General features: G+C 41.3%; 15 protein-coding genes. 7 read left to right on the forward strand and 8 right to left on the reverse strand.

Translation table 11 applies throughout. The features are described 5' to 3' along the window. Nucleotides 1-77: 77 nt before the first annotated feature. The gene (tnpB, locus tag MSWHS_RS06370) at nucleotides 78-1,190 is read right to left on the reverse strand and encodes an IS200/IS605 family element RNA-guided endonuclease TnpB (protein ID WP_048126942.1); all 1,113 of its coding nucleotides are present in this window, start codon (nucleotides 1,188-1,190) and stop codon (nucleotides 78-80) included. Between the two features lie 28 nt (nucleotides 1,191-1,218). Between tnpB and tnpA the strand changes: the two genes are divergently transcribed. Beyond that, on the forward strand, nucleotides 1,219-1,632 hold the full coding sequence (tnpA, locus tag MSWHS_RS06375) for an IS200/IS605 family transposase (protein WP_082088041.1): 414 nt from the start codon (nucleotides 1,219-1,221) through the stop codon (nucleotides 1,630-1,632). A 165-nt stretch (nucleotides 1,633-1,797) separates the two neighbouring features. On the opposite strand, the gene MSWHS_RS20070 is transcribed toward tnpA, so the two are convergent. The 5 genes from MSWHS_RS20070 to MSWHS_RS06395 form a co-directional block, all read right to left on the reverse strand. After that, nucleotides 1,798-1,962 carry a hypothetical protein gene (locus MSWHS_RS20070; protein WP_156148084.1) on the reverse strand — a complete coding sequence of 55 codons (165 nt, stop codon included), beginning with the start codon at nucleotides 1,960-1,962 and terminating at the stop codon, nucleotides 1,798-1,800. Between the two features lie 611 nt (nucleotides 1,963-2,573). Continuing rightward, nucleotides 2,574-3,890 carry a hypothetical protein gene (locus tag MSWHS_RS06380; RefSeq protein ID WP_197074032.1) on the reverse strand — a complete coding sequence of 439 codons (1,317 nt, stop codon included), beginning with the start codon at nucleotides 3,888-3,890 and terminating at the stop codon, nucleotides 2,574-2,576. Nucleotides 3,891-4,895: 1,005 nt separating this feature from the next. Beyond that, entirely contained in the window at nucleotides 4,896-7,151 is a 2,256-nt protein-coding gene (locus MSWHS_RS06385; protein WP_048158864.1) for a DNA topoisomerase I, read from the reverse strand. 282 nt (nucleotides 7,152-7,433) lie between these two features. Beyond that, nucleotides 7,434-7,913, reverse strand: a complete 480-nt coding sequence (locus MSWHS_RS06390) for a TIGR00725 family protein (protein WP_048126947.1) — start codon at nucleotides 7,911-7,913, stop codon at nucleotides 7,434-7,436. 266 nt (nucleotides 7,914-8,179) lie between these two features. Next, on the reverse strand, nucleotides 8,180-8,701 hold the full coding sequence (locus tag MSWHS_RS06395; protein WP_048126948.1) for a DUF367 family protein: 522 nt from the start codon (nucleotides 8,699-8,701) through the stop codon (nucleotides 8,180-8,182). 735 nt (nucleotides 8,702-9,436) lie between these two features. Between MSWHS_RS06395 and MSWHS_RS21285 the strand changes: the two genes are divergently transcribed. From MSWHS_RS21285 to MSWHS_RS06420, 6 genes are all read left to right on the forward strand, one after another. Next, the gene (locus MSWHS_RS21285; RefSeq protein WP_231585614.1) at nucleotides 9,437-9,601 is read left to right on the forward strand and encodes a hypothetical protein; all 165 of its coding nucleotides are present in this window, start codon (nucleotides 9,437-9,439) and stop codon (nucleotides 9,599-9,601) included. A 356-nt stretch (nucleotides 9,602-9,957) separates the two neighbouring features. Next, nucleotides 9,958-10,743, forward strand: coding sequence for a NosD domain-containing protein (locus MSWHS_RS21290; RefSeq protein WP_052722618.1), 786 nt, complete (start codon nucleotides 9,958-9,960; stop codon nucleotides 10,741-10,743). Between the two features lie 78 nt (nucleotides 10,744-10,821). Continuing rightward, nucleotides 10,822-11,121, forward strand: coding sequence for a PGF-pre-PGF domain-containing protein (locus MSWHS_RS06405; protein ID WP_048126950.1), 300 nt, complete (start codon nucleotides 10,822-10,824; stop codon nucleotides 11,119-11,121). Between the two features lie 819 nt (nucleotides 11,122-11,940). Next, nucleotides 11,941-12,510: an HdeD family acid-resistance protein gene (locus MSWHS_RS06410; protein WP_231585615.1), complete on the forward strand. Its 570-nt coding sequence runs from the start codon at nucleotides 11,941-11,943 to the stop codon at nucleotides 12,508-12,510. A gap of 37 nt (nucleotides 12,511-12,547) precedes the next feature. Next, nucleotides 12,548-12,928 carry a hypothetical protein gene (locus MSWHS_RS06415; RefSeq protein WP_048126951.1) on the forward strand — a complete coding sequence of 127 codons (381 nt, stop codon included), beginning with the start codon at nucleotides 12,548-12,550 and terminating at the stop codon, nucleotides 12,926-12,928. 265 nt (nucleotides 12,929-13,193) lie between these two features. Further along, nucleotides 13,194-14,795: an MFS transporter gene (locus tag MSWHS_RS06420; protein ID WP_052722620.1), complete on the forward strand. Its 1,602-nt coding sequence runs from the start codon at nucleotides 13,194-13,196 to the stop codon at nucleotides 14,793-14,795. Between the two features lie 728 nt (nucleotides 14,796-15,523). On the opposite strand, the gene MSWHS_RS06425 is transcribed toward MSWHS_RS06420, so the two are convergent. Next, a complete protein-coding gene (locus MSWHS_RS06425) occupies nucleotides 15,524-16,015 on the reverse strand; it encodes a hypothetical protein (RefSeq protein WP_048126953.1) in 492 nt (163 codons plus the stop codon). Between the two features lie 947 nt (nucleotides 16,016-16,962). After that, on the reverse strand, nucleotides 16,963-17,850 hold the full coding sequence (locus MSWHS_RS06430) for a hypothetical protein (RefSeq protein ID WP_048126955.1): 888 nt from the start codon (nucleotides 17,848-17,850) through the stop codon (nucleotides 16,963-16,965). Nucleotides 17,851-17,922: the final 72 nt, after the last annotated feature.

Genomic DNA, 17,922 nt, shown 5'->3' on the forward strand with positions numbered 1-17,922 from the left:
GACTGAGTGGCTTTTTGGTTCATTCCTCCCTCTATTGAGGGCAAGTCCCCAAGCTCATCCCCGTAGTCCCTACGGTGTCATAATCCAATTAGATTCTGATCTATGAGAGCGAATTTTTTGATATTGATAGCGGCATTAATGTCTCTATCGTGTTTGGTTTTACAGTCTGGACAAATCCATTCTCTGTCTTTTAGCTGAAGCTCTTTATTGTGGTATCCACACACACTACATAGCTTAGAAGAGGGTTCAAATTGTCCTATTCTCAGGACGGTTTTTCCAAACCATTGAGCCTTATATTCCAACTTTGTTACAAAACTACTCCACGCAGAATCACTTATAGCCTGTGCTAAGTGATGATTCTTAACCATGCCTTTAACATTTAGAGTTTCCAGAGCTACAGCTTGGTTTTCGCTAACAAGTCTAAAAGAGAGTTTGTTCTGGAAGTCATTTCTCTGATTTGTTATTTTGTCATGGAGTACAGCAAGTCTTCGTTTAGCTTTTGCCCTGTTCTTAGAGCCTTTCTGTTTCCTTGAGACTCTTTTCTGTAATACTTTGAGCCTTTTAAGAGAGTTTTTCAAGTACTTTGGATTCTCAACCTTTTCTCCTGTTGAAAGGACAGCAAAGTCTTTGATACCTACATCAATTCCTACTGTTGTTGATTCTGTGAAAGCTTCCTTTACTGGAAGTTCTTTTCCATCTTCAACAAGGATACTGATGTAGTAATGTCCTTTACATGTCCTTGATACCGTAGCCGTTTTAGGCTCTCCTTCAAACTTCCTGTGAAGAACTGCTTTAATTGGTTCTATTTTAGGAAGCTTGATAGTATTAGTTTCAAAGTTTACAGTGTAGTGTTGAGGTACAGGGAAAGACTGTATCGGATTCTTTTTTGATTTGAACTTTGGAAACCCTGTTTTCTCTCTAAAGAATCTAGTGAAAGCGGATTCAACCTGCTTAGTCATCCCCTGTAATGATTGAGAGTTAACTTCTCCTAACCACTCATTAGAAGCCTTTAGAGTAGGAATTAATTTGTTTAAGTCAAATCTGGAAATTGATTCCCCTGTCTGCTCATAAGTTTTAATTTTCTGGTCAAGTGCCCAATTATAGACAAATCTACAGCTACCTATATGCTGATTCAATTGAATAGCTTGTGTAGTTGTAGGATAGAGTCTAAATTTGAACGCTTGCATCATACAAAGGCATTATATGCTTTAACAACACATGTACTTTTTGGTAAATATGAAGTATGAAACACGGAATCATAGCAAATTTTTGATAATGTATCATGTTATTTTTGTTTGCAAATACCGAAAAGTCATACTTGAACCAATTAGCGAAGAACTCAAACAGATTAGGATTGACATTTCAAAAGAGTCTAACTTTAAAATCCTTGAAATGGAAACTGACAAAGACCATATTCATTTCTTGATCAAGAGTGAGCCGAAAGTTAGCGTTTTGTCAATTGTCAGAAAATTGAAACAAGAATATACTAACAGGTTATGGAAAACTCAAAAAGAATATCTGAAAAAGTATTATTGGGGTGAGAATACGTTATGGAGTGATGGTTATTTTGCGTCTACTATCGGAAATGTTAGTAAAGAGGCGGCAGAATATTACATACGGAATCAGGGTTGAAGTTGACGCTTATATCCCCTGAGCTAAAGACTCAGGGGTTTTACGCTTCTTCATATAAATACAGAAATACACAGAAAACTATTTTTTAATTTTCGGATATTCGAGAATGCAAAAAATGGATTATAGATAAGATGAGAAAAAAGGTCTGATTTAAATATCCTCTTTTTATTTTCCTTTTCCTTTCTTATCTTGTCTCTTATCTTGTTTCTTATCTGGTTCTTTTATTTTGTCTTTTGATTCCTTAACTTCCTCAGCTGGTGTTTTTATTTTGCCGCTCGTTTCCTTATCTCTCTTATCGCGTTTTGCTGCTTTCTGTTTCTTGGTCGCCAAGTTATAAACCTCTGATATTTTTTTTTACAAATTAATAATTATAAAACAGTAAGGTACTATATATAGGTTCATATTTTCTCACTCCAGCCTCTGAGTTTTCCGTATCTTTTTCAAATTGTATGGAAAAAAGTAAGTTTCACATATTTGCTGAAATCACTTTTTAATTTGCATGATTTAGGACGCTTCCACCAGCTTTTCTGTCAGCCCTTCTCAAAAGAGAAAAAGAAGAAAGAGAGATGAGACTTGAATAGAAGTAAAAAGCAGAAGTAGATTTTTATTTGCCTATCCGTTTTTTTTGATTTTTGTTTACAAGACCGCTCTCCTTTGTCGAGCAGATGTACCACGATTTAAAAATTAGTCCTCTTGAGCGCAGCGAAAAGGATCGTGTACTGCAGAGCCGCAACTCTGCTGTGACAAGAATGATTCAATATGGCAAAAAAGGTTGTATGGGTTAGAATTAAAGATTCAGATGTCTGTTTTTTCAGTGACTCAGTTCCAAAATCCAGTGATGGATGTAAATTTAAAAATTCCTGGATTTTGGAACTGAGTCTTCTCAGTTCAACTGCGTAAATTATATCGAAAGTACTGCCTATTCAATGTGTTTTTTGTGTTTAGTTCTCTTCCTCGTTACCGTTACTCTCTGTTTCCTGTCCATTATTTATGGTGCTTCCTGAATTTTCTCCATTATATTCTGTGCTTCCTGAATCTTCTCCATTGTTGATGGTGCTTCCTGAATCTTCTCCATTATATTCTGTGCTTCCTGAATCTTCTCCATTGTTGATGGTGCTTCCTGAATCTTTCCCATTATATTCTGTGCTTCCTGAATCTTCTCCATTGTTGATGGTGCTTCCTGAATCTTCTCCACAAAATTCTGTGTTTCCTGAACAAGGCCCATTGTTAATGGTACCCCCTGCTACTGGCCCCTCGTTAATGGTGCCCCCTGATACTGGTCCATTGTTTATGGTGCTCCCTGCTTCAGGCCCAATATAAATCTCGGCACCTGAATTTGGTCCATTGTTTATGGTGCTCCCCGCTTCTGGCCCAATATAAGTCTCGGTGCCTGCATCCGGTCCATTGTTAATGGTGCTCCCTGCTACTGGCCCATTATAAATCGCAGTGCCTGAATTTTCTCCATAATTTACTGTGTTTCCCGAGTCTTCTCCACAATATTCTGTGTTTCCTGCATCCGGTCCATTATTTATGGTGCTTCCTGAACCTTCTCCATAATATTCTGCGCTTCCTGAATCTTCTCCATTGTTTATGGTGCTTCCTGAACCTTCTCCATAATATTCTGCGTTTCCTGAATCCGGTCCAAATATGGTGCTTCCTGCTCCCTCCCCGGAATTAATGGTGTTTCCTGAATCCTGTCCGTTGTTGATGATGCTCCCTGCGTACTGCCCATTATTTATGGTACTTTCTGATGCGTTAGCTGCGCTTCCTGCGTATTCTCCTGAGTAAAATGAGGTTCCTGCGTATTGTCCTATGTAAATGGTGCTTCCTGCGTACTGCCCATTATTAATTGTGGTTGACGGGTCAGTTTCATTGTTAGTGGTATTTTCTGCGCTTGATTCATTGTTAGCGGCGTTTTCAGTGTCCGAATTACTTTTAACGGTGTCTCCCGGACTCCGGATATTGCGAACAATGATTCTTGGGTTCTGATCACTTGGGTCCAGATCATAGGTAAATGTAACATTGTTAAATACGACATTATTAAATGTGTTACATGAATCAGGCCCATTGATAAATGTGACATTGTTAAACGTGACATTGTTAAATACGTTCCCCGAACCTGCATCTACATATTCAGGGATCTCTGAGTTCTGCTCTGAGCTACTGCTGCTACCTATGTCACTGTTGTTTTCTGCTGCAGCAGTTGACACTAATATCGAGAAAAAGATAATTATGGAAAGACATACTATCTTTTTCATTTTGTCAAATATTTGTTTCCGCATTTGTCCCCACTATCCACTTTTTTTTAATTTAATCTAACTTTACTTATTTTCTCACTTATGTCGTATATTTTTTATGCAAATGTAGTATATAACTGCTGTTTTTTATTATAAATAAGCCGATTTGATTTTAAATCAGCGTTATTTAGATATTATCATACGACAAGAGAATAAATAACTTCCTGCCGCCTAAATTTATATTAATACTGTTTAGATAATCTAATAAAAATAACTATGGATAGATATTTATATTAAGATACTAATCTGCTCCTCTAAACTAAATGTAAAATAAAGGATTTAAAGTACTCATTTTTGTTATAAACATCAATATAAAGCTTTTTATACAATAATAAATCCTAATAATTCTATATTTTGAAAAATAACTTTTATTCATCGTTAGAATAATTAATAAAGTTTAATAAATGCTTAATATGTAGACAAATTATATTTATTTCTAACTATGGCATTCAGTTTTGTTATTAGTCATATTAAATTGAATCTTCAAAATAAGGATCAAAAATCTTTGAAATATGAATTTAAGAAATTTTATCTCTAATAAGAGCAAATAACTTCTCTACAAAGTATTTTTTATTAGGAAATAGCTGATTCAACACTTAATTTCCTGGATATGACTCAATAACTCTTAAAAAACAAATTATCTTTTGGAGATCCGATGTAAATACATCTAACTTAATAAATTTTTAACTTAAACATTTGAGGATTAAAATCAAAAATTTGCAGGGCTGTCCTAAATATTATGAAAAAGATAGTTTGAAGTTTCATGCTACTATTTTATAGCAACTTTTATCCTAAAATGTTGCCACTTTTTTGGTTTTTAGGCTTTTTTATAAAATGCAGCGTAAAACCCCCGGGTTTTTAGTCAAGCGGTAGTTTTATAGAAGGTCACAAATTGGCCAAAAGAAATTTATGAGTTATTAAGATGAATTCTAACAAAGAAAGAAAAAAGTTTGAGTGAAGACTGTTTCATAAGTCCTTAACTGTGCTGCCGCATGAGATTTGCCAGTTCTTAATCTTCTTTACGGTAACCTTTATGGTTTTCGCAAGTTCGACAGCGTCAGCTTCCATCAGGGCTTCTATGCTTTTTATTCCTGCTTCCTCGAGTTTTCCTGCAGTTGCTTTTCCAACACCTTCGAGATCTTTAATGGATTTGGGCCTTTCTTTTTTCGGCTTCTTGGCCTGCTCTTCCTGCTGGGTTTTCTGCCATTCGATGAAATTGCACTGAGGGCAGCCAAGGTCCCAGGCCCGTTTTCCCTGATTGATTATGCGGATATGGTGCAACCCGTGAACCTCACAGGACTTGTCGGTGACAATAATCTGGCCACTCTTTGGTAGAGGTAGTGAGAAGGTGCAGTCAGGGTAATTGCTGCAGCCTATGAAACGGCTCCCCCTTTTCGAACGGCGGATCATGAGCTCGTTTCCGCATGAGGGGCAGGTGCCTATGATTTTATCCTCTCTGAGACCTGCCTGCAAGGACTCTATGATATTGTCCCTATTTTTGTCAAGTTCCGAAAAGACCTGCTTGAGCATCTCCCTGGACTCTTCAAGAACTGCATCTTCCTTTATTTTGCCCTCTGCAATCAGGTCCATATTTTCTTCAAGCAGCTTTGTCATGTCCGGTTTTGTAATCGTAGGAGAATACTTCTCAAGGGTGTCCATTACTGCAAAAGAAGTGTTTGTGGGCTGTACTGGGTTTCCGTGGATATATGCCCTGGAATAGAGTTTGCTGATTATTTCGTGGCGGGTGGCTTTTGTACCGAGCCCGAGCTCTTCCATTATATTGATTAGCCTGCCCTGCCCATAGCGTCCTGGGGGCTGGGTTTCTTTATCCAGCATCTCTTTCTTTATTACTTTCAGGGAATCTCCTTCCCTGAGTTCCGGAAACAGCCTGTCTTCAGGGGCATTGTAGGGATAATACCAGCGCCAGCCGTGTTCCAGCAGCCTTGCTCCGTTTGCTCTGAACTCTTCCTCATTTATCTCGATTTTCAGGCGCATGGTCTCCCAGGTGCTCGGCTCGGCAAAGGTTGCAAAAAAGCGCCTGACCACAAGCTCGTAGACCTTCCATTCCTCTTCTTTTAGATTGGTTTTCTTTGCCAGGGACGCAGGATAGATAGGAGGGTGGTCTGTGGTTTCTTTTTTCCCGCGAGTGGGGACAAGTTCGGCTTTCTCAAGCAGGATGTTTGCATACTCCTTAAAAGGCCCTTCCTTAAAAATCTCAATTTGAGCCCTCAAATCCAGAGTATCGGGATAAACAGTATTGTCTGTTCTGGGGTATGAAATATACCCGTTAGTATAAAGGGATTCAGCTATGCGCATGGCATTTGAAGGGCTGAGCCCTATTGAGTTTGCCGCGCTGATAAAGCCCGTAGTATTAAAAGGAGTAGGAGGCTGGTCGATCTTTGTTCCCTTTTCGATTTCCTTTAATTCCGCTTTTTTCCCCAGTTTTTTGAACACCTTTGCAGCTTCCTCTTTGTCCAGGAAGCGGCGGGTTGTGTGCTGGGCGGAAAAGGTTTCTTTTGACGTGGTTTCAAGTTCGGCATGGATCTCCCAGTAAGGAGTCGGGACAAAGATATTCCTCTCTTTTTCCCTGTCAACTATAAGCGAGAGGGTCGGTGACTGCACCCTTCCCACCGAGAGGAACATTTTCCCAAGCCTTCCAGCTGCCAGTGAAATATAACGGGTAAGGGCTGCGCCCCAGACCAGGTCAATTACCTGCCTGGAGTGCCCTGCATCTGCAAGGTTAAAATCAACGTTTGTAGGATCTGCGAATGCTGCATCAATTGCTTTCGGGGTTATTGCACTGTAACGGACCCTGTCAAAAGGGACATCCGGGTTCACCTTCTTTATGATGTTCAGAGCTTCGACTCCTATCAGTTCTCCTTCCCGGTCGTAGTCAGTTCCAATCGTGACCCTGTCTGCCTCTTTCCCCAGGCTCTTTAAGGCAGTCACTATTTTCCGGTTAATTGGAGTTGTTGTTATCTCAGCGTCTACCAGGGCTCTGGCATCAACTTTCTGCCAGTTGTTGTACTCTTTTGGAAAATCTATCCCGACAATATGGCCGGAAAGCCCTATTACTGCAGTTTCCTGCCTGTTTTCGCCGGATCCAATTTCGTACCGGTATACGTCTACTCCGCTGACTCTCTCCTTCTTAGGACTTTTTGGAGCCAGAATCGCAGCTATCCTCCTTGCTGCTATATTTTTTTCCGTTACGATAAGATGCATTTAAAACTCCGGTATAGCTTTTCTTATATTTTATGGAGGAATACTGGCGTACCCCGAAAATCCTGCCAGTCTGAGTCAAAGCCTGCCTCCTAATTCTTGAAGTTTCCTTTTGTAATATAAATTTATGGATCAAATTTCTAAATATTTTGCCATCCGTAACTATAATCAGGTTCAGGGATTCCTTATTTACCTGTTTTTTCCTTTTTACCTGACTCTTTTACTCATAATTTTTACTTAAAGTTTTCATACCTTTTTTCTCTACCTCTTCTCTCTACCTTTTCTCTATTTTTCTTTCCCTTCTTCAATGAGTCTAAAAGCAAGCTCTACAGCCTCCTGTGGGTTTTTTGCGTTCTCCGTGCCTTCTATTTTCCATCCGGACTCAAGCAATACCACAGGCTTTCCCATCTTCAGGCCGAAAGCTATTTCTGAAAGAGTACCATATTCCCCGGAAACCGCAATAAGAGCATCTGAGGACTGGGATATAAGAGCGTTTCTGGCATGCCCCATTCCGCTGAGAATGGCTATATCTATCCAGGGATTAGCCTCCTCCCGCAGTGTTCCGGGCAAAATTCCCAGGGTTATTCCTTCTTCCTTTTTTGCTCCACAGGCTGCTGCTTCCATTACTCCCCCCAGGCCTCCGCAGAGAAGAACAGCTCCTTTTTTTGCAATCTCTTTTCCCACGGCTTCTGCTAGGGCTCTGGTTTCACTGCTGCAGGTCCCGGCTCCTATTACTCCGATCTGCTTTCTTACTGACGGTTTCACTGTACATAACTCCTTTTAGCCGTTTTAGCCCTTTTATCTGAGATCTGGTCAGGTTGCGCCCCTTTCTTCGAGCGATTCCGAGATAATTTGCTTTCTCTAATTGGATTTATCTTATTGTTTTTCTCTAATTGGTTTTCTCTAATTGGATTTATCTTATTGGTTTTCTCTAATTGGTTTTCTCCAATTGGATTTATCTTATTGTTTTTCTCTAATTGGTTTTCTCCAATTGGATTTATCTTATTGTTTTTCTCTAAATGTAGCCGCCTTCAGATGTAATGGCTCTGCATTTCCACAATTTCAGTGCTGTTTTTTGCGGTTGCATATTCTTCAAGCGGTTCTCTGTTCAGTTCAAGGAAGCTGTGCCCCCAGTTAAACTTGGACATGACTTTTTCAGCCTGCTCTTTGTATCCTAATATGTAAAGGGTTGCTGCAAAGGCCTCTGCAGAGTTGAGTTTAAAAGGCCTTCCAAAGTTCACCGGATTGCCCGCAAGCATGTAAGGAAGAGCCCTGTGTTCCAGGTTCATCTTTTCCAGTTCAGGAAAAACCCTTTCCACTTCTTCCCAGGAGCAGTCAAGCACAATTATTCCCTTCTTAGGGTCATCAGCTGGTGAGAGGGCTTTTTCTGCCATAGGGTCCAGCAAAATCGCTGAATGGGGCAGCCTTGAGATCCTGTCGTAAAGGCGGGCAAGCTCAAAGCGCGCCATCTTTTTTCCTGTGCATTTTTTCGGGTCACACTGCCCGGCATGGTAGATATAAAGGGGAATGTCCCGGCTCTTTGTCGGATTCATTACTGATCCTCTGGGGTGTGGGGCTTATATGTTTTACGTCTTTGCCTCTGCACTCTTTTACTCCCCAATCCTCAAAGCATGTTACATGCCATTTCCTGGTTTCCTCCTTACCCAAATATTCCAGGATTTTTGAATTATTTTTTTAGCCGGGTTTTTCTTAAATCACTGCGCAAAAATTTCGGAATTTATTTATACACCTCACTGTTTTATCCCTATAAATTTTTTCATTTTTGGGCTGTCGTATGCAATTTTTATGTTTCATTCGGTTCCCAGGCAGATTTCAAGCCAGCATGTCCGGGATTTTCCCCATCATCCAGGTCTGATTTTTTTCTTAAACGCCTGAGCGTTTTCATTTCCTTTTACAGGGAGGTACCTGTTAAAAATGCCGATAAATTGTGAAAACAAGTCTGCTGATTGACTATTTGAGAGACCACTTGAGGGAGATTTCTCCGAAAACAATATGAAAAATCTGCTCACACCCTGTTACCCCGATTCCTTCGATTCTTATGAAGGTGGAACGACTCTGATGTCCGTATCTTACCTTGCTCGCTGGAGTGGACATGTTGCTGAAACGGATGATCCTTATGGTCCCCATTCCAGCATCTCTCCCAAAGGCTTCCGGCAGTAAAGCATGTGCAGGAGATATTATTTATTCCGGTCAGGCAGGGGGCTCTGGACAACGATAACATCAAGTGAGCTCTAAAGGAATACGGGGCATTTGCCTCTTCAATATATGTGGATCTTAGCTATTTTGATCCTGATAACAACAGCTATTACTATTCCGGCCAGGATTTTTTGAACCACCTGGTTGCTATTGTCGGCTGGGACGATTCCTTTGACAGAAATAAATTATATCTGGCTGCTCCGGGAGACGGCGCCTTTATTGTAAAGAACTCCTGAGGATCTGACTGGGGAGAAGAAGGTTATTTCTACGTCTCCTATTATGATTCGAAAATAGGCAAGGATAATACCATTTACACCGCAGAGAATCTCGGTGACTGCGATTCCATATACCAGTATGATCCCCTGGGCTGGGTCAGCAGTTTCGGGTATGCCGGTGTATTTATACCGATCCGGTTTCCGGACCTGTAAACCCTGAGGACCCAAAAGCATACGGAAATGGAACATTTACTTATGCAGGTTAGCATACAGTCCGGCTGGACCAGAGAGTTTCACTTGAAGAAGGGCAGAATTTTTCAGTGGTGTTCGGGCTAAGTGCTCCAGAATAGGGATATCCCGTTGCTCTGGAATGCCCGGTGGAGGACTACAGCAGTCAGGTTTCTTCCAATGCCGGGGAAAGCTATGTCAGTTCTGACGGTCTGAGCTGGGTGGACCTCTCTTCTGTCCTTGAAAATTCAAACGCCTGCATAAAAGCGTTTACTGATAGGGATGTAGCTCCGGAAGCTGCTTTTGTAAGGACTGTTACTTTGGGTGCTGCTCCTCTAACAGTCAGTTCAGTGCAGGCAAACTACGCAATTTCGAACTTCGACACAGGGATCTATTTGTATTATTCCGATAACAATATGCTCTACCGGAACATTGCTATTTTAAATAATTGCGGAATCGTTCTCAAAGGGTCCGGGGATAATAAACTTCGCTTTAACGAGATGGGGCACAATGAATATAATTTGGTAATTACAGACTTTATTTCCTTAAACGATATTGATGCGAGCAATAACGTTGACGGCAAGTGTGTCTATTATGTTGTTGGGAAAAGCGACCTGGAAATAAATGCTTCTTCCGGGGCAGGGGTGGTTTTCTGTATTGACTGCCAGAATGTGACTGTCTGCGACCTTGACCTGAAAACTAACTATTTGGGAATTGTCCTTTCTAATACCAGCACTTTCCTTCTTGAAAAAAACACACTTGCAAATAACTACATAGGAATGTACCTCCTGAATTCCAGGGATGGGAAACTAATAAACAACAGTGCGGATTCAAATATAGAGTACGGTTTCCTTTTTGAAAATGCCAGTGAAAATACCATAGAGAACAATACCGCAGATTCCAATTCTATTTACGGGCTCTTTACACAATTATGATGCAGGCATTTATGTTTCCAGCTCGGAAAATACCATAGTTGCAGACAATAATCTTGAAGTTCAGACGCCGCTAGTAAAATGGATAGCGATCTCTCCAATGGATTTGAGATCTCTTTGATTACTGAACTTTCCCAGAACCTGAATCCCCTGGAAGACAGTGAAGAGTTTGAAACCTCTGAAAATATCGATAGATCGGGTGTAAAATTCAGAGTTTCAAAAGCCTGGATTGAAGAAAATAACGTAGATATCTCCACTATTGTCCTGGAAAGATTCCATGAAGAATCCTGGACTTCCTTTGAAACGACGATGACCGGGGAAGACGAAAAATACTACTTCTTCGAGGCTGAAACTCAGGATTCCTCCGGCATGCAACTATGAGAACGGAAATGACCCTGAAGCTATGGGAAAAAAGAATTTTGTACGGGGTTCGCGAGAAGAGGTTCAGGTTGAAAATACTTAACTTCAAACTCTTTTATTTTTCAATTTTGTTTTGATTCTTTTTTCAATTTTGTTTTGATTCTTTTTTCAATTTTGTTTTGATTCTTTTTTCAATTTTGTTTTGATTCTTTTTTCAATTTTGTTTTGATTCTTTTTCCTTTTTTTGAAGGACCTCCCGGCAAGCTGAAGGAGTTCCGGGTAAAAGAGTCTTCTTTGAGAATTAATAATAAGTTATTTTATATCTATTCATTTGTATATAAATATCCATATCACTGCTTCATCATCAGGTGGATATGAAGAGGGGGGAGAGGGGGATTAATCTTGATACTGAAATTGGTCTTGAAATTAACACTGAACTTGAGATCCCTAAAAAATCTTGTCTTTATATTCTGCAGTGATAAATGAATAGTTTATTTCAGCCTGCGTCACGGCGGGGTTTTCAATGATGGAAAAGACAAACTCAATCAGCACCTTTCACAATGAGGTCACCTGGGATTAATGAGGGTAAGCTGTACAGGTGTGAAGTTCATCAATTGACTACCCGGAATGAAGAAATTGCTCTTCTTTGTTGAGAGGGGAGGCGTTCTTCTCTTTGACTCTGGCTATTCCTGAGTGTTCTGGAAATTATCCGGAAACAGGAAGTTCCAACAGGAAGTTCCGTGCTCAGGATAAATGATGTCTCTTTAGCTGTGCCCACAACTGTATTCTGGTAGTGAAAAGTCTCGGTTGAGGTACTAAATATATTGGGGAGATGGATTTATGGAACAACCAATTGAGGTTATTGAACAACCAATTAATGCTGATAGCGAGGTAGGGTATGAAATACTGGAGGCACCCTGGTGGGTAGTTCTTCTGGAAGGGGCTATCGCTATTATTGTTGGTTTATTTCTGTTATACAGACCTGCAGTAACAACTATATTTCTCTTACAGGTCCTGGGTATTTTCTGGGTGGCGGGCGGAATTCTTTCCGTCTTAGGAGCATTAATGTTCTCGGGAAGCAGGTTGTGGAAATTGCTTTCAGGTATCCTGGGCATTATTGCAGGAATCGTTATAATGACGTACCCTCTTCTCAGCCCTTTCGTAGTTCTCACACTTTTTGTTATTTTCATAGGGGTATGGGCTATAATCACCGGTGCTGTAAAACTTGCCTGGGGACTTAAAGGTGGAGGATGGGGGATGGGAATCCTTGGTGTCCTGACCATAATCCTCGGCATACTCCTGCTGACAAACTCTCTGGCAGGAGCCCTGTTTCTCCCGTGGATATTCGGATTTTTCCTTATTGTCGGGGGAATGGGGGCAGTCATCGGAGGACTAAAAATGCGAACCTGATGCCGAATTTTGAGGAAAATAAGAAGGAGATTTGATTATGGAAAGACCTATAGGTGTTACTATTCTGGCCCTAGCGGCTGTAGTTCTGGCGTTTTTAAACGCTATTGTAATGCTCCGGTTTCTTGGATTTTTACCCTTTCTGGGGTCTCTGAACATCCGCATTTTTAACCTCTGGTATGCACTATTGTACGGCCTGCTTGCCTACATATGGATGTGGCTGGCTCAGATGCTCTGGCAGGTAGATCCGCAGGCTTGGATGTTTCTGGCTGTTATTGCGGTATTTAATCTGTGCGTGGATTTTGTGTTGCTGGTTACCGGAGGTTCATGGTATGACATTAACGTTTCAGTTATTCTGAATTCCCTTATTCTCATCTATGTCATGTTGCCGGGGGTGAGAGGGGCATTCGGGCATGATTAAACATATTCTACTGGTAGTAAATGATAATGCTCCCAAAAAATGGAAAAGAGCTTCGGATTTCATTTTCTTCCTTTTTGCCGAGGCTCATCGCGGTATGAAGAAGATCTTAGTCGGTGAGTAACAATAGTAAATCTACCGGTTGATAGTGGTTGATAGTGGTTGATAGTAGATCTGCCGATTTTTTCGGGTAAAACTACTATGAAGAAGCATCTTTTCAAGGGTGCTATCAGGTTGCCCTTATTATTCCAATTCTGAAGTGGTTACTGTGGAAAAGAAGATTGTACTTGTTGCACTCTCGCTTGCAATGTTTGTGCTTGTTATCGATACGACTATTATGAATGTTTCGATTTCGACACTTATCAGTGACTTCAATACGGACGTCACCACCGTCCAGGCTGCCATTACCCTGTATGCACTCATTATGGCTTCCCTGATGATCACCGGGGGAAAAATTGGAGATATTATCGGGAGAAAAAGGGCATTCAGGCTCGGACTGATTATATATGGGGTGGGTTCACTCCTGACTTCAATTAGCCCGACAATAGTTGTACTGTTTTTAGGCTGGTCGATTCTTGAAGGGTTTGGGGCAACTCTTGTTATGCCTGCCATCCAGACGCTCGTGACTTCAAACTACAGCGGGAAGGATCGTGCCCTTGCTTATGGGATAATAGGGGGAATTGTTGCAGGCGCAATTGCCCTCGGGCCTATTATAGGAGGCTGGCTGACAACTGCGTACACCTGGAGGTTTGCTTTTGCCGGAGAGGTGGTGGTTGTGGTCTTTGTCCTGTTTTTAAGCCGGTATATTCTGGACGCATCTCTTGAGACTGGAGAGAAACCAAGGCTGGATATAGTTGGTTCGATACTTTCTGCATTCGGGATGGGGTTTATTGTTTTTGGCGTATTACTGGCAGGGACCTACGGCTGGTGGAAGGCACGTCAGCCCTTTTCCATAGGAGGGATTGAAATTTCCCCGTTCGGTCTTTCTCCTACCCCAGTGTTTATTTTAGCAGGAGGCATTATCCTGCTGATTTTTGTCCTCTGGGAACGTCATGTCATTACTCTGGGGAAGATGCCACTCGTAAGGCTCGACGTGCTCAGGGACCGCGGGGTTACTTCTGGTATTTTTGTCCAGATGGTTCAGACCCTTCTTATTGGAGGTTTCCTGTTCAGTATGGCACTTTTCCTGCAGATCGCCCTGGGCCTCAACGCGATGCAGACAGGTTTTATCTACCTACCCCTTTCCATACCGCTTTTAATTGCTTCGCTTATAGCATCTCGATTATCTTCTCGCATAGCTCCAAAGCGCATCATCCAGGTTGGGTTACTCGTACTTATTGCAGGACTTTTTCTTGTTACTGCAACCATTAATGTGGAGGTAAGTGGGCTCGGTCTGATTATCGGGTTTGCCTTAATAGGCATAGGTGCAGGAGTTATAGCATCCCAGATAATGAATCTCGTCCTTTCCCAGGTAGTTCCTGAAAGGACAAGCGAGACAGCTGCCCTGATGAGCACTTCCCAAAACCTCGGCATGGCTATCGGGACTGCCCTGATGGGCTCCATCATCATTGCGGGCCTGGTAGGGGGATCCATTCCCCTCATCAATGACAGTACCGTTATTCCAGAGGATCTAAAGCCCTCCGTGACATCAGCAGTAGAGGATAATGCCCGTTTTTTGAGCAATGAGGAATTGCAGGCTGTCCTGAAAGATGCCCCTCCTGATCTTGCACAGGAAATCCTGAGGATCAACGAAATCGCCCGCATTCAGGGGATAAAAACTTCTCTCTGGGGGCTGGTGATTTTCGTAATCTTTGGCATAATAGTCTCGATTTTCCTGCCGCCTGAAATCCTGGTCTCTAAAAAAGAATGAAGCCTCAAAAGCACCAAGACGATCCTCGGAAGTTCGACAGGTTTTGAATATTCAATACAAGGAATAATACAGGGAATCAAACTATGGCAACCAGAATTAAAGATGTGAAAACCTGAAAAGATTATTTTGGTTTACGCACTTAATGAACAAAATAAAGCATGAGAAGGATGGGAAGGTTATCATAACTCAGTTTAACCGCGTAAGTTAAAGGAGAGAAAAAATGAAATTCTTTTTTTTGCAATCATTTGCAGCTTCTACAACAAGCCGACAACACAGCTTAATCTAAAAACCCTTTTCCAGTACCAGATCTCGCAGCCCGGAAGCGGTGGCCCGCTGCCAATGTCTAAAGGGAATCTCAATCCATTATCCTGTAAGACTTGAAAGGTGTTCCACACTCAGGGATATCTCCCTCAAGAGTGTTAACGCAGAAAAGTGTCTCCAGATATGAATCACAATTAAAAGCGTGACATGCGGATCGCAATCAGAGATGCGGATACGATCAGCCTTCGGAATTCACCCGAAGTCTCATCAAGCGTGTCCATTGTCAGCGCGCGGATATCCCAAATGAATCCCAGAGCTATCTTCCCTGCGTATTTCTGATACTTTTTTTATTTTCTGGGTTTTTGATTGATTGCAGTCACTTGCTAGTGAAATCGATGGTTAATTTTTGTGATCCCAGAAACTATTAAAAAGTCTCATATATAATCTCAGCTTCGTCCATAGTTAAATTAGAAATCTTCCATAAGGGCTGCGGCATTTATTGCAGCTTTTTCAAGACCTGCATCTACAGCGCACCTTCCAATATCCCCGATTAAAGAAAAAAAATCTTCATTGAAGTCTTTAAATTCATTTTCTGAGTCTATGCAAAAATCATGGAGTTCTTTTAAACAAAACTGGCTTGTAATAGCTTCCTGTTCCATTCCCTGCCTTACAGCTTCTTTTCCCACTTCTTTCAGGGAGACAGCTATCAGCCGAAGAGAAAAAAGAGTTTCCATGTCAGTTGCTTTTTCTCCCAGAGCTTTAAGAGCAAGAGCGGTCTCCAGCACCGCATCACTAATTCCATTTCTTGCCGCTTCCTGCCCGATAAGCCCAAGGGAAGCTGCTGCATTAATAACTCCAGCTGTCATATTTATCTCAGCCGCAGCCAGCCCAAGGGATCTTATGCACTCAATTTTCCCGCATGTTGCCTTCTGCGGGAACTGACCTGCAAAATATCTCATTTCAAGCTCACCCAGTTCATTTCTTGATCCAGAGAAGATGTACCTCTTTTTGAGCCTTAATCACCTCAAGCACGGGTTCAAGCAGAGGGATCTCTTCTATTTAAAGCAAATTTAGCCTCCATTTTTAAGCCGTTATTATAATTTATGATCTCACAGGTTATTACTTTTTCGTATTTTACTGACAATTATTCATATATTTAAAAACAGGGCGGAAAAATAGATAGATAGTAGAAAAATTACCACTTATCGGTTTAAAAAGACATCTGGTTTAAAAATATGTGAACTACCCGCTAAATCTAAAGATTTTACGGGCTTCATGAGTCATCCCTTTGCCTAATGGCGACAGGTCATGCAGGTTCTACCCTGTTTCCCACAGATGAAACAGTTTGAATTGAGTCTCCTTTCGGGTTCCAGTTTTCTCTGGCACTACCCCGAACCTTTCGGGTGATCTGGTCGTGAAGTTTGCCCTGTTAACCAACTTGCGAGAATCGCATTGTGGTGACAGCAAAATACCTCAATCCTTGCTTGGTTTTCTCTTCGGAAATCAGCATAGAGTAATAGACTTCAAAATAAATATAAGTTTGCGGAATCAATACCAGTAGAACGTTAAAACGTTGACGCTTATATTCCATGAAAGTAAGATTTCATGGGTTTTACACTTCTTCCTATAAAATCGCATATGAAATCAGTCAAAAATCAGTCAAAAAGAAAAGAAAAAAAGTAACTATTCAGTCTGCCAAAATCAGTTGATTGATATCGATTTTAATGAAACTGATATGTCTGATTACTAACCAATGAAAATTGAAAAAATGCAACCAACAGCCATCAATCAAATAAAATCAATTCTCAGAAATTTGCTTATTGAATCTTAATACAGATGGTTATTGATGTTGTTTCTCCCAGGCTGAATAGTTACGAAAAAAATAGTGTTTAAGGGGCTTTTCTGCTTATAGGCTTGAATAAACCTTTTTCTGCAGCTCCTTTATCTCCTGAAGTTTCCCGATGCTTTCACCGGTTTCCCTGACTCCCGGGAATTTAAAACTGTCAAGAGCCATTTCCGTAACAATAGGAGAATTGATAAGGGCTTTTTCTTCAGCTTGTATTTTTAAGGTTTCAAGTGCCCACTGGCTCTGGAGTACAGCCTCATGAAGCTTATTCTTAAAGGAAAGCTTGCCTGCATCTTCAATCGAAAGGGCTACTGAACTCAGTGCCTCATCAAAGTATTTTTCTGCAGCAAGATTACCTATTTCCTCAAGCAGCAGAAGGGTGCTGATAGTTTCGGCCTCAAGGCTTTCTGAGGCTACCTTTTTCCCAACCTCTCCAAGGCAGTTTATTGCGTTAAGTAAAGCTTCTTCCATACCCTGCACTGCAGCAGCAGACCCGATATCCCTTAAGAGCAGGGAAAAGGCAACCATTTCTTCCTGATCTTTCTTCTCAGGAGAGGAATGGTTCCAGATTTCCATCATGGTAGTAGCAGCTACCTTCGAACCTGCTTCAAGTGAACTTGAAGCTGCCGTTCTCCCTAGCTTCCCTGTTTCTACTATCGTCCTGTTCAGAATAGACCCGTATCCTTTTTTTGCTGCTATTCTTGCCAGTTTCCCGAAGGCAAGGACTGAGTTGATCGTGACAAGTTCCATTTTCTCCTGTGCAGCTGCCTGTGCGATATCCGAGATTGAGAGGATAACCCTCCTGGCATCTGCCTCTTCATTTTCAGAGAGGAAACCTTCTGCAATCCCTGTAAGGGAATCCAGAGCCTGGAAAACTTCGTTTTCATTTTTTCCCTCAACTGAAGACAAACCTATGTCGACTGCCTCTGCCTCGTTTAATGTGATCATTCTTTTTGCCCCTCTACTTAATATACAGGATGATATTTCCTGACTTATTCTATGAAATTAGGAGATTATTAG

This window comes from Methanosarcina sp. WWM596, assembly GCF_000969965.1.
Classification (GTDB): Archaea; Halobacteriota; Methanosarcinia; order Methanosarcinales; family Methanosarcinaceae; genus Methanosarcina.

Excerpts from the sequence above, each read along its gene's own strand:
- tnpB (WP_048126942.1), bottom strand. The coding sequence starts at position 1,190 with ATGATGCAAGCGTTCAAATTTAGACTCTATCCTACAACTACACAAGCT.
- tnpA (WP_082088041.1), top strand. The coding sequence starts at position 1,219 with ATGTACTTTTTGGTAAATATGAAGTATGAAACACGGAATCATAGCAAA.
- MSWHS_RS06380 (WP_197074032.1), bottom strand. The coding sequence starts at position 3,890 with ATGAAAAAGATAGTATGTCTTTCCATAATTATCTTTTTCTCGATATTA.
- MSWHS_RS06385 (WP_048158864.1), bottom strand. The coding sequence starts at position 7,151 with ATGCATCTTATCGTAACGGAAAAAAATATAGCAGCAAGGAGGATAGCT.
- MSWHS_RS06395 (WP_048126948.1), bottom strand. The coding sequence starts at position 8,701 with ATGAATCCGACAAAGAGCCGGGACATTCCCCTTTATATCTACCATGCC.
- MSWHS_RS06405 (WP_048126950.1), top strand. The coding sequence starts at position 10,822 with ATGGATAGCGATCTCTCCAATGGATTTGAGATCTCTTTGATTACTGAA.
- MSWHS_RS06410 (WP_231585615.1), top strand. The coding sequence starts at position 11,941 with ATGGAACAACCAATTGAGGTTATTGAACAACCAATTAATGCTGATAGC.
- MSWHS_RS06415 (WP_048126951.1), top strand. The coding sequence starts at position 12,548 with ATGGAAAGACCTATAGGTGTTACTATTCTGGCCCTAGCGGCTGTAGTT.
- MSWHS_RS06425 (WP_048126953.1), bottom strand. The coding sequence starts at position 16,015 with ATGAGATATTTTGCAGGTCAGTTCCCGCAGAAGGCAACATGCGGGAAA.
- MSWHS_RS06430 (WP_048126955.1), bottom strand. The coding sequence starts at position 17,850 with ATGATCACATTAAACGAGGCAGAGGCAGTCGACATAGGTTTGTCTTCA.